This is a genomic window from Enterobacter sp. E20, from assembly GCF_000801755.2.
Lineage (GTDB): Bacteria > Pseudomonadota > Gammaproteobacteria > Enterobacterales > Enterobacteriaceae > Enterobacter > Enterobacter asburiae_B.
In genome coordinates this window covers 835,803-848,289 of sequence record NZ_CP012999.1, presented here as the reverse complement: position 1 = coordinate 848,289, position 12,487 = coordinate 835,803, and the positions used below count along the sequence as shown (strand labels likewise).

The window sequence follows — 12,487 nt, the reverse complement described above, 5'->3', positions numbered from 1 at the left end:
TCAGGACTCCCGGCTACGAGCACACATCATCGTCGCTTCGCAAACAACTTTGCCGTCAACCAGCGCTACGCCTTTGAAGCGAGTCAGGCCTGCTGCGCAAAAAAGTAAAGTGACTTCCATGATCATCTGATCACCAGGCACGACAGGGCGCTTTAAAGCGCGCTTCATCAATACCCGCGAAGTAATACAGCTCACCTGGCTCCAGTTTGCCGACGCTTTTAAACGCCAGAATACCGGTAGCCTGAGCCATCGCTTCCAGAATCAACACACCCGGGAAGATAGGCTTACCAGGGAAGTGTCCCTGGAAAAACGGCTCGTTCACGGAAACATTTTTCACTGCGCGCAGAAAACGACCTTCTTCAAAATCCAGCACACGGTCTACCAGCAGAAACGGGTAGCGGTGCGGCAGAAGTTCTAAAATCTCTTCAATATGCAGAGTATGAGTGTCAGTAGTCAAAATACTCTTCCTGTCAAAATGTACTGATAACAATAATAACACGGCCTGCCGGTTTATTAGAAAGCCGACAGGCCGGGAAAAATAGCGTTCAACGGATGACGCTTAATCTTGTTGATCGATCTTACGCTCAAGAGACTTGAGGCGCTTGCTCATATCATCAATGTTCATCACCAGAGCTGCTGTTTTACGCCATACCTTGTTGGGTTGTAGCGGAATACCTGAGGAATAGACGCCAGGTTCAGTGATAGGACGCATTACCATGCCCATTCCCGTCACAGTCACCTTGTCGCATATTTCCATATGGCCATTAATCACGCTCGCGCCGCCAATCATGCAATAACGGCCAATTTTCAGGCTGCCTGCCATGATGACGCCACCCGCAACCGCGGTATTGTCGCCAATCACAACGTTATGCGCAATCTGGCACTGGTTATCGATGATAACACCATTGCCAATGATCGTGTCGTCAAGCGCGCCACGGTCAATGGTGGTACAGGCGCCGATCTCTACGCGATCGCCAATAATAACGCGACCAAGCTGCGGGATCTTAACCCAGTTACCACGATCGTTAGCGTAACCAAAGCCATCAGAACCAATAACGGTGCTGGACTGGACGAGGCAATTTTCGCCAATTTCAACATCATGATAAACGGACACATTGGCCCATAAACGGGTTCCGGCGCCGATTTTCGTATTTTTCCCAACGAAGCAGCCCGGGCCAATGACGACGTTATCGCCCAGCACAACGCCGGATTCGATAACTGCATTCGCGCCAACGGCGACGTTGTTACCAAGCCTGGCCGTCGCATCAATCGCTGCACTGGCCGCAATGTTCTGGGCCGGCTGCGGCGTGGTATCAAGAATTTGAGCCATGCGTGCATACGTCAGGTAGGGGTTTTTCACTACCAGCGCGCTTACAGTGGCAAATGGAAGATCGTCCTGCGTCAGTACAACAGCTGACGCCTGGCATTGAGCCAGTTGCTCACGGTACTTAGGGCTTACCATGAAGGTAATCGTGCCAGCTTTAGCAGATTGCATGGACGCAACAGCGGTGATGACGATATCGCCATCACCGTGTAATTCTGCATCCAACTGCTGAGCTAAATCAGCCAGTCGAATTGAAGGCATTACTTATTTAACCTGTTTCAGAACATCAGCAGTGATGTCTTTAACATCTTTGCTGTTATAAGCAACGGCGTTCGCATCTACAACCAGATCGATACTCTGATCGGCAGCCACTGCTTTAACAGCAGTCTGAATGCGAGTTACCAGCTTGCCGCGTTCTTCGTTAGAACGACGCTGACGATCCTGCTCGAAAGCCTGCGCTTTCTGGGAGAACGTCTGGCGCTGAGCCATTACGTCTTTTTCCAGCTTGCTGCGGTCGCTTGCTTTCATGGTAGAACCATCACGCTGCAGACGCTGCATTTTGGACTGAAGATCGTTTTCCATACCCTGCAGTTCGCTTGCACGGCCTTTGAATTCGTTTTCCAGAGTCGCAGAAACACCCGTTTTCTGTGCAACCTGCTGGAACAAATTACCCATGTTGACGATTGCAATTTTGTCTGCTGCCTGAGCAGAAGTTGCCATCGCTAAACCGAGACCTGCAGCTAATAACCACTTTTTCACAATTAACTCCTTACCATCCCATTGGCACCAGAAGGTACCGTTCTTTGCGTGGCAAGGCGACCGTGTTACCGATCGCCAGTTGTCAGCGCTACACTGCCAACGCATTCCTTTGCAGCGGATTATTACCAGGTTTTACCAATGTTAAACTGGAATTGCTCCGCTTTGTCTCCATCATATTTCTTAAACGGCTGGGCGTAGGAGAAGACCAACGGCCCCAGCGGTGACATCCATTGTAATGCGATACCGGCAGACATGCGAATATTGCTCGGATCGCTGTAGTCAGGAATGCCTTCTGCGCGCATCTGGGCAGTATTCTGCCAGTTGGTATCCCACACGGTACCGGCATCCCAGAAGAAGGACGTACGGACCGAGTTCGCGTATTTATCACTGATAAACGGCGTTGGCGTGATGAACTCCAGGCTGGCAACGGCCATGGCGTTACCGCCCACCGCGTCATTGGAGCTACAGACTTCTGACGAGGAAGACTTATCACAGTTATCTTTGTCGTTTCCGCCGTAGTAAACCGCTTTCGGACCAATGTTGTTGGACTGGAAACCACGAACGGTGCTGGAGCCACCCGCATAGAAGTTTTCATAGAACGGCAGTTCTTTGCTACCCAGACCATCGCCATAGCCCCAACGGGTACGACCCAGAACCACCCACTTATGATCGTCATCGATCGGGAAGTAGGACGCGGTATCCAGCGTGACCTTATAGAACTCGTTATCGGAACCCGGCACGGTAACTTTACCGTTCAGGTTGACGCGAGAACCTTCCGTTGGGAAGTAACCACGGTCGAGACGGTTATAGGTCCAGCCGTAGTTAAAGGTGAAGTCATCCGCCGCGAAGCCATTGTCATTACCATTTTTACTGGTTGACTGGCCGATAGAGTCCAGATAACGCCACATCGCCACCTGCGGTTGCATGTTGGACAGGTCGTTATGCACGTAACCCAAGCCTGCACGCAGGGTGTTGTATTCGTTAACCGGGAAGCCAAGCGTACCGTCGACACCGTAACTCTTGTTGGTGTAAGAAGACAGGTCCGCGTCGTCTGCTTTAAAGTCGTTATAGAAGATACGACCGCCCAGGCTTACACCGTCAACGGTGAAGTATGGGTTAGTCACAGAGAACTCAGAGTAGGTCTGGTAGTCGTTTTTGGTGCCATTAATACCGACAGAGTAACCCGTACCCAGCCAGTTATCCTGCTGCACGCCGACCTGGAAGCTGACGCCGCTTTCAGTACCGTAACCCACACCAAAGTTGAAGCTACCGGTGTTGCGCTCTTTCACTTTATAAACGACATCAACCTGATCCGGGCTGCCCGGTACGCGCTGGGTATCGGTATCCACCGTTTCAAAATAGCCCAGACGGTTAAGACGCTCTTTACCCTGATCAACGAGGTCGCTTCCCAACCATGCGCCTTCCATCTGACGCATTTCGCGGCGCAGAACGGAATCTTTGGAGGTGTCGTTACCAACGAAGCGGATCTTACGCACATAGAAACGGTTGCCCGCATCAACATTCACGTGCAGCTTAACGGTTTTATCCGCGTCATTGATTTCCGGCTGAGTCTGTACGCGCGGATAGGCATAACCGTAGCGGCCGAGCAGCTTCTTAATGCTGTCTTCCATTTTGGTTACCTTGGAACCGCTATACAGATCGCCCGGCTGAATTTTGGTCAGCGATTCGATTTCAGCAGAATGCCCCGCCAGGTTACCACTCACTTCAACGCCAGAAAGCTTGTACTGCTCGCCTTCAGTGATGTTAACCGTAATGTAGATACCTTTCTTGTCCGGAGTCAGACTGACCTGAGTCGAGTCGATGTTGAAACGCGCATAGCCACGATCGAGATAGTAGCTGCGCAGGGTTTCAAGATCGCCCGCCAGTTTCTGTTTCTGGTATTTGCGATCGCCCACCACGTTCCACCATGGCACTTCATCGCGCAGCTGGAAGGTGGAGATCAGTTCGTCGGTGCTGAACGCGTGGTTGCCGACAATGTTGATCTGCTGGATCTTCGCAGAAACACCTTCCTGGAAGACCAGCTTCAGGTCAACACGGTTACGCGGCAGCGGAGTGACAACCGCTTTCACGCTGGCGCTGTATTTACCGACGCTGTAGTAGAAGTCTTCCAGACCTTTTTCAATGTCTGAAAGGGTTGTGCGGTCCAGGGACTCACCCACACGAACACCAGATGCTTCAAGGTTCTGCTTGAGCATGTCATCTTTCACCGACTTGTTACCGGAGAAAGTGATACTGGCGATCGTCGGACGTTCTTTTACCTGTACCAGCAGCGTATCACCATCGCGCAGGACGCGGACGTCCTCAAAGTTGCCGGTGGCAAACAGAGCACGGATGGTGTTACTGATATCATCATCATTAACCGTATCGCCGGGGCGTACAGGCATACTGAGGAGGGCCGCACCAACGGCGACACGCTGGAGGCCTTCGAAATGAATGTCTTTCACTACGAACCCGTCAGCACCGTATACGGTGGCGCTGCTAAACAGCAGCGACGCTATGAGCAACTTTTTCATCGCCATCGTTATTATGCGTTCTTCCTAACACTCTCTTACAACCGAGAGAAATCATTGAAAAGTGCAAGCCCCATTAACAGCACCAGCAAAATCGAGCCAATGCGATAACTAAAGTCTTGAACTCGCTCGGATACCGGTCCGCCTTTTAGCTTTTCAATCGCCAAAAACAGCAGATGACCCCCGTCTAAAACGGGAAGCGGGAACAGGTTGATTATCCCAAGGTTCACGCTAATGAGCGCGAGGAACATGAGATAGTAAATCACCCCGAATTCCGCTGACATCCCAGCCCCCTGAGCAATCGAAATTGGCCCACTGAGGTTGTTCAGTTTCACATCACCGGTTATCAATTTCCCCAACATGTTGACCGTCAGCTTCATCAGTTGCCATGTTTTATCCGTGGCTTCAAGGATGGCGCTGAACGGCCCATACTGGCGTATTGTCTTGTACTCATCTGGCAGCGGGATCACTTTTGGCACAACGCCTGCAAACCCTTCTGCCTTTTTGCCGACCGACTTCGTATCCGGGATCAGCGTCAGCGAAAGCGGACTGCCCTGCCTTTCAACTTCCAGCGCGAGAGACGTTCCCGGATTATCGCGCACCAGAGTAACAAAGGTCATCCACTCTGTTAATGGTTGACCATCGACTTTAACGATCCTGTCGCCCGCTTGCAAACCCGCTTTGCTCGCCGCCGAATTTGCCTGTACTTCGGCTAATACCGGCTCAATCTGCGCGCCGCGTGGACGAATGCCCAGCGCAGCGACGGGATCCTCTTTGTCTGGCTCGAAACGCCAGTGACGTAAATCGAGTACTTTGTCCTGACGCGTATCTGAACCAAACGGCGATACGCTGATGGTGGTCTGCGGATCGCCGATTTTGGCTACCAGCTGCAGTCGCACGGCATCCCAATCAGGGGTTTCGATGCCATCAATCGCTTTAAGTTCCATCCCGGATGTAATTTGCGCACTCGCCGCGATGGAATTGGGGGCAATTTCACCCACCACCGGACGTACGCCAGGGACGCCGATGATAAACACCAGCCAGTAAGCGAAAATCGCAAAGATGAAGTTGGCTACCGGTCCGGCAGCAATGATGGCGGCGCGTTGTCCAACGGTTTTATTGTTGAATGCGCTGTGTCGCAGCTCAGGAGCAACAGGCTCGACGCGTTCGTCGAGCATTTTGACGTAGCCGCCCAGCGGGATAAGGGCGATGACAAATTCCGTGCCGTGGCGGTCGGTGCGCGTCCAGAGTGATTTACCAAAACCGATGGAAAATCGCTCAACGCGCACGCCACAGCGGCGAGCAACCCAGAAATGGCCAAATTCATGCACGGTAATCAGTACACCCAGTGCAACAATGAACGCCGCCAGATTCCAGAGAATGCTCAGCATAAAACCTTCCGTTAAATCGTCCCGAATACCAGTAAAAGCAAACACGCAAACACTGGAACAGCCGCTGTCAGGCTATCAATGCGATCCAGTATACCGCCATGCCCTGGAATCAGGTGTCCGCTGTCCTTAATCCCTGCTTCACGCTTAAACATACTTTCGGTTAAATCACCGAGCACGGAGGCAAGCGCAGCAAAAATCGAGCACACCAGCAGTATTGACGGTGCCACTTCAAGATTCGCCCAGACGCCGTAGCCCCAGGAGATGATCGCTGCCGTAAACAGGCCGCCGATGAATCCTTGCCAGGTTTTGCCCGGAGAAACCTTCGGTGCCAGCTTATGTTTGCCAAACAGTTTACCAAACATATAGGCCCCGGAGTCAGCCCCCCAGACCAGAATCATCACATAAAGCAGCCAGATCGCACCGCTGTAGTGGTTTTCGTCGTAGTGCCAGGCTCGCAGCGCAACCATACCCCAGAAAAAAGGAATAATTGTGAGCAAGCCAAAAATCAGTCGCAGCACTTTTGAATTACGCCACAATGCCGCGGAACCCGGATAAAAAAGAACCAGCAACAGCGCGGCAACCCACCAGGCCAGCGATATCCACAAGGAACCGGCAACCAGGGGCTGATGAATATCATGGTGATATTCAGGCAACGTAAACAGCATTATGGCCAGGATAAAGCCACAAAGTACCGCAAGCCATACTCGCTGAGTGCGCGAGGTAAAGCCGCTAAACTGTCCCCATTCCCACGCGGCGAGCATGCACACCACCAGCGTGACAATAGCGAATCCCACCGGGGGCAGTAAAAACAGCGCCGCAATGACAATGGGTATTAATACAAAAGCGGAAATCAGGCGATACTTCAGCAAAAGCTACCCCCATCAGGCTTTGTCGCCACCAGGCTCGGTGCCGCCGAAACGACGCTCTCGATTGGCAAAGGCATGCAGCGCACCTTCAAAGTCTTGTTCATCAAAATCGGGCCAAAGAACATCCGTAAAGTAAAGTTCGGCATAGGCAATTTGCCATATCAAAAAGTTACTTATGCGATGTTCCCCCCCTGTCCTAATTACCAAATCCACAGGTGCCTGTTCATTCATGCAGATTTGCTTGCTCAGCGCCTCTTCATCAATTTGGTCGGGTCTCAACAGCCCTTCCTGAACCTGTTCGGCCAGATGCCGAACGCCCTGGATAATATCCCAGCGTCCGCCGTAATTCGCCGCAATATTCAGCGTCAAACCGGTATTATTTTCCGTCAGCGCTTCAGCTTTGCGGATCCGTTCCTGCAAACGTGAGTTAAAACGACTGGTATCGCCAATGATACGCAGGCGGACGTTGTGGCGGTGCAGGCTTTTTACTTCGCTGTCTAGCGCCCACACAAACAATTCCATCAACGCAGTCACTTCCTGCAGAGGTCGATTCCAGTTTTCACTGCTAAAAGCATAGAGCGTTAACGCATCAATGCCGTTGTTGGCGGCAAAAGAAACGGCGCGGCGAACGGATTTCGCCCCCGCTTTATGCCCAAAGGCTCGTATCTTCCCTTGTCTTTTCGCCCAGCGGCCATTGCCATCCATAATGATTGCTACATGACGGCAGCCATGAGCTGGCAAATTTTCGCTTATTGGTTGATTCGCAGACAACATAACGCGTTTTTTGTCCCTGAAAAGGATTTAACGGTACTCAGGAATACTGAAGCCTATACATAAAAAAGCCGTGTCAAACCACGGCTCACCTGACCACATTAAGTCAAATACCTGCGATCAGGTGGCGCAGACTATATCACTGAAGCCCAACGCTAACAAATAGCACGACGACTAGTGCTTGCTTTATCACCAGCTTGCGAGACGTGTCACCCGTTGGCGTGCAATATTACGCGCAGCTGCATCCACCGCCAGCACCTCTTCCACGCTTTGTGGTTCGCGCAAATCCATCATCTCCAGTACCGATAAATTTAACGACGCGATATCGGTAAAACGAATTTGCTGATTCAGAAATGCCTCAACGGTAATTTCATTGGCTGCATTAAGTGCCGTCGTCGCCGCCTGCCCCTGGTCAAAGGCATTCATCGCAAGCTTCAGACAAGGATAGCGGTCGTAGTCTGGTTCACTGAACGTCAGGGAACTTAGCTTGCAGAAATCAAGCGGCGTCACGCCGGATTTCACTCGATTTGGCCACGCCATTGAATGGGCAATCGGCGTACGCATGTCCGGCTCGCCCAGCTGTGCCAGCACGCTGCCATCCTGATAACGCACCATCGAGTGAATCACCGATTGCGGGTGAATCAGTACTTCCATCTGTTTCGCTGACGCATTAAACAGCCAGCGTGCTTCAATGTATTCCAGACCTTTGTTCATCATGGTGGCAGAATCAACGGAGATTTTACGCCCCATCGACCAGTTCGGATGACGGCACGCCTGATCCGGTGTCATCGCACGCAGTTCAGACAGTGGCGTTTCACGGAACGGGCCACCAGACCCGGTAAGCAGAATAGACACTACGCCATTCTGCTCCAGGTCAGCGTACCCCAGGTTCTGTTGAAAAGGTTGCGGTAAACTCTGAAAAATCGCGTTGTGTTCGCTGTCGACCGGGAGAAGACGCGCGCCGCGCTGCTTCACCGCATCCATAAACAGGCGTCCGCAGGTGACCAGCGACTCTTTATTGGCCAGCAAAACATCCTTACCGGCATCAATCGCAGCAAGCGTCGGCAGCAGCCCTGCCGCGCCGACAATGGCCGCCATCACCTGATCCACCTCATCCAGCGCCGCCATCTCGCAGGCCGCCTGCTGGCCGCTCAGCACTTCGGTTCGGCTGCCCTTTTCACGCAACTGTGTTTTCAGCAGACGTGCGCTCTCTTCGTCATCCATCACCGCATAGCGGGGCGCAAACTCCAGGCACTGCTCGACCATTCGCTGCACATTCTTACCGGCCACCAGCGCTGTCACGGTGTAAAGTTCAGGATTATGGCGAACGACGTCGAGAGTGCTGCAACCGATAGAGCCGGTTGAGCCGAGGAGTGTTAAATGCTTCATGAGATGCCCGAAAAAAGTTAGACCAGATAAAAGCAAAACGCCGCCAGCAAGACCCGAAGTCCTTCTGAACGGCGTTTATCAGTGTACGACAGAAATCAGAACTGCATCAGTTCCGCTTCTTTTTCTGCCAGCGCCGCATCAATTTTCTTGATGGCCGCGTCGGTCATTTTCTGAATGTCGTCCTGAGAACGACGATCGTCATCTTCGCTGATCTCTTTTTCTTTCAGCAGTGCTTTCACTTTATCGTTCGCGTCGCGACGGACGTTACGCACGGATACACGACCCTGCTCAGCTTCGCCACGAACCACTTTGATAAGATCTTTACGACGTTCTTCCGTCAGCGGAGGCAGTGGAACTCGGATATCTGCGCCCGCAGAGCTTGGGTTCAGTCCGAGGTCAGAGGCCATAATCGCTTTCTCAACGGCCGGGCTCATAGAGCGGTCGAAGACGTTGATTTTCAGCGTACGGGTATCTTCAACCGTCACGCTCGCCAGCTGGCGCAGAGGGGTTGGCGTACCGTAATATTCTACGATGATGCCATCCAGCAGGCTTGGGGAAGCACGGCCAGTACGGATTTTGCTGATTTGGTTTTTGAACGCTTCTACGCATTTGTCCATGCGTACTTCAGCATCTTTTCTGATGTCGTTAATCACGTTACGAATCCTTGAAAACTTGTCTCAGGCAGACTATCCGCCAGCACAGCGCTACAGGTGTGCTAAGTATAGTCGCGTTTAATTCATGACAACGCCAAAGGCGCGCCCGGGTAAAGATACCACTACAAAATAAAGCGGAATCTTACCTGTATTTATCGTCAACGGAAATTATTCCGTGATCAAAGTGCCTTCTTTTTCGCCCATGACCACGCGACGCAGTGCGCCAGGCTTGTTCATGTTGAAGACACGGATCGGCAGTTTGTGGTCGCGAGCCAGCGTGAAGGCGGCAAGATCCATCACTTTCAGCTCTTTATCCAGCACTTCGCTGTAGCTCAGCTGATCGTACATGGTGGCAGAAGGATCTTTTGCCGGGTCGGCAGTAAACACGCCGTCTACTTTGGTCGCTTTCAGTACCACATCGGCTTCGATCTCGATACCGCGCAGGCAGGCAGCGGAATCGGTTGTAAAGAACGGGTTACCCGTACCGGCGGAGAGGATCACCACGCGGTTATTGCGCAGCAGGCTGATGGCCTCTGCCCAGCTGTAATTATCGCAAACGCCATTCAGCGGGATCGCGGACATCAGGCGGGCATTCACATAGGCGCGGTGCAGTGCATCACGCATTGCCAGGCCATTCATGACGGTTGCCAGCATACCCATGTGGTCGCCCACAACGCGGTTCATCCCCGCTTTCGCCAGACCAGCACCACGGAAAAGGTTGCCACCGCCAATGACCACGCCAACCTGGATACCCAGTTCGACCAGTTCTTTGATTTCCTGTGCCATGCGATCAAGGATGCTTGCGTCAATACCGAAGCCTTCCGATCCCTGCAGCGCTTCGCCACTCAGCTTAAGCAGAATGCGTTTGTACACGGGTTTTGCATTGGTAGCCATGTTTCTTTCCTGAGACTGTCAACGATTAAGATGGGGGTTAATTCTGGCGACATGATATGCCGCAAATCAGCACAGCGATACTGGAGCCTGTCTGATTTCCAGTGACGGGTGACAAAAAGAAGCCGCCCTCAGGCGGCTCCTTTTCAATCATTAAGACTGCTTGGACATTGCAGCAACTTCTGCTGCGAAGTCAGTCTCAACTTTCTCGATGCCTTCGCCCACTTCGAAGCGGATGAAGCCAGTTACGTCAGCGTTGTGCTCTTTCAGCAGCTGCGCAACAGACTTGCTTGGGTCCATTACGAATGGCTGGCCAGTCAGAGAAACTTCGCCGGTGAATTTCTTCATGCGGCCTTCAACCATTTTCTCTGCGATTTCTTTTGGCTTACCAGACTGCATCGCGATGTCCAGCTGAACCTGGTACTCTTTTTCTACCACTTCAGCAGACACGTCTTCTGGCTTAACGAATTCTGGTTTGCTTGCAGCGATGTGCATAGCCAGCTGTTTAACCAGCTCTTCGTCAGCGCCTTTAGCCGCAACCAGAACACCGATACGTGCACCGTGCTGGTAAGAGCCCAGAACGTCGCCTTCCAGAGAAGATACGCGACGGATGTTGATGTTCTCACCGATTTTAGCAACCAGCGCAACACGTTCTTCTTCGAACTGTGCTTTCAGAACTTCAACGTCAGTGATTTTACCAGCAACAGCTGCGTCCAGAACTTTGTTAGCAAATGCCTGGAAACCGCCATCTTTAGCAACGAAGTCAGTCTGGCAGTTAACTTCCAGAATGATGCCGTAGTTGCCGTCGATCTTAGTGATGATCACGCCGTCAGCAGCAACGTTGCCTGCTTTTTTAGCTGCTTTGATCGCACCGGATTTACGCATGTTTTCGATTGCCAGCTCGATGTCGCCGTTCGCTTCAGTCAGCGCTTTTTTGCAATCCATCATGCCTGCGCCAGTACGCTCGCGCAGCTCTTTTACCAGGGATGCGGTAATTTCAGCCATTCTTAAATCCTCGGGAGATGTGAACTGCCCGGCCGGGGGCCAAACAGTGTAAATTGAAAAAAGGGGCCGGTAATGGGCCCCTATTCATACACGGTACTAATAAGGGGTAAAACCTTATTATTCAGCTTCTACGAAGCTTTCTTCCGCCTGAGAAGCCAGATCCTGGGAACGGCCTTCACGAACGGTAGCAGCTACAGCGCTCAGGTACAGGCTAACAGCACGGATTGCGTCGTCGTTACCCGGGATAACGAAGTCAACACCGTCCGGATCGGAGTTGGTATCAACGATAGCGAATACCGGGATACCCAGGTTGTTAGCTTCTTTGATTGCGATGTGCTCGTGGTCTGCATCGATTACGAACAGCGCGTCTGGCAGGCCGCCCATATCTTTGATACCGCCCAGGCTGTTTTCCAGCTTGTCCAGTTCACGAGTGCGCATCAGCGCTTCTTTCTTAGTCAGCTTGTCGAAAGTACCGTCCTGAGACTGGGTTTCCAGATCTTTCAGGCGTTTGATGGACTGACGAACAGTTTTCCAGTTGGTCAGCATGCCGCCCAACCAGCGATGGTTCACGAAGAACTGGTCGCAGCTGTTAGCAGCATCTTTCACAGCTTCGCTTGCAGCGCGCTTAGTACCAACGAACAGAATCTTACCTTTACGGGAAGAGATCTTGTTCAGCTCAGCCAGGGCTTCGTTGAACATTGGTACAGTTTTCTCAAGGTTGATGATGTGAACTTTGTTACGCGCGCCGAAGATGAAAGGCTTCATTTTCGGGTTCCAGTAACGGGTCTGGTGACCGAAGTGAACACCAGCCTTGAGCATGTCGCGCATGGAAACAGTTGCCATGTTTAAAACCTCTATATTGAAAGTTGGGGTTATGCCTCCACGTATCCCATATTACCGACCCCGA

11 protein-coding genes and 1 pseudogene are annotated in these 12,487 nt (G+C 52.1%); all 12 read right to left on the bottom strand.

Translation table 11 applies throughout. The features are described from left to right. Positions 1 to 457 (bottom strand): annotated as a pseudogene (fabZ, locus tag NI40_RS03920) (3-hydroxyacyl-ACP dehydratase FabZ). Positions 458 to 559: 102 nt separating this feature from the next. Then, entirely contained in the window at positions 560 to 1,585 is a 1,026-nt protein-coding gene (gene lpxD, locus NI40_RS03915; RefSeq protein ID WP_032644136.1) for a UDP-3-O-(3-hydroxymyristoyl)glucosamine N-acyltransferase, read from the bottom strand. Between the two features lie 3 nt (positions 1,586 to 1,588). Beyond that, positions 1,589 to 2,083 carry a molecular chaperone Skp gene (gene skp, locus NI40_RS03910; protein ID WP_032644135.1) on the bottom strand — a complete coding sequence of 165 codons (495 nt, stop codon included), beginning with the start codon at positions 2,081 to 2,083 and terminating at the stop codon, positions 1,589 to 1,591. Between the two features lie 122 nt (positions 2,084 to 2,205). Next, complete coding sequence (bamA, locus tag NI40_RS03905) at positions 2,206 to 4,623, bottom strand: outer membrane protein assembly factor BamA (RefSeq protein ID WP_033144673.1); 2,418 nt, start codon at positions 4,621 to 4,623, stop codon at positions 2,206 to 2,208. A gap of 29 nt (positions 4,624 to 4,652) precedes the next feature. After that, the gene (rseP, locus tag NI40_RS03900; protein ID WP_023310458.1) at positions 4,653 to 6,005 is read right to left on the bottom strand and encodes a sigma E protease regulator RseP; all 1,353 of its coding nucleotides are present in this window, start codon (positions 6,003 to 6,005) and stop codon (positions 4,653 to 4,655) included. A gap of 11 nt (positions 6,006 to 6,016) precedes the next feature. Beyond that, entirely contained in the window at positions 6,017 to 6,874 is an 858-nt protein-coding gene (gene cdsA / locus NI40_RS03895; RefSeq protein ID WP_023310457.1) for a phosphatidate cytidylyltransferase, read from the bottom strand. A gap of 12 nt (positions 6,875 to 6,886) precedes the next feature. Beyond that, the gene (gene ispU, locus NI40_RS03890) at positions 6,887 to 7,645 is read right to left on the bottom strand and encodes a (2E,6E)-farnesyl-diphosphate-specific ditrans,polycis-undecaprenyl-diphosphate synthase (RefSeq protein WP_024907522.1); all 759 of its coding nucleotides are present in this window, start codon (positions 7,643 to 7,645) and stop codon (positions 6,887 to 6,889) included. Between the two features lie 186 nt (positions 7,646 to 7,831). Beyond that, positions 7,832 to 9,031 (bottom strand): 1-deoxy-D-xylulose-5-phosphate reductoisomerase, encoded by a 1,200-nt coding sequence (gene ispC / locus NI40_RS03885; protein ID WP_039260592.1) that lies wholly within the window; start codon positions 9,029 to 9,031, stop codon positions 7,832 to 7,834. Positions 9,032 to 9,126: 95 nt separating this feature from the next. After that, on the bottom strand, positions 9,127 to 9,684 hold the full coding sequence (gene frr / locus NI40_RS03880) for a ribosome recycling factor (RefSeq protein WP_003856180.1): 558 nt from the start codon (positions 9,682 to 9,684) through the stop codon (positions 9,127 to 9,129). Between the two features lie 168 nt (positions 9,685 to 9,852). Further along, a complete protein-coding gene (gene pyrH / locus NI40_RS03875; RefSeq protein ID WP_008501910.1) occupies positions 9,853 to 10,578 on the bottom strand; it encodes a UMP kinase in 726 nt (241 codons plus the stop codon). Positions 10,579 to 10,728: 150 nt separating this feature from the next. Beyond that, complete coding sequence (gene tsf, locus NI40_RS03870) at positions 10,729 to 11,580, bottom strand: translation elongation factor Ts (protein WP_014882627.1); 852 nt, start codon at positions 11,578 to 11,580, stop codon at positions 10,729 to 10,731. 117 nt (positions 11,581 to 11,697) lie between these two features. Continuing rightward, the gene (rpsB, locus tag NI40_RS03865; protein ID WP_003856207.1) at positions 11,698 to 12,423 is read right to left on the bottom strand and encodes a 30S ribosomal protein S2; all 726 of its coding nucleotides are present in this window, start codon (positions 12,421 to 12,423) and stop codon (positions 11,698 to 11,700) included. Positions 12,424 to 12,487: the final 64 nt, after the last annotated feature.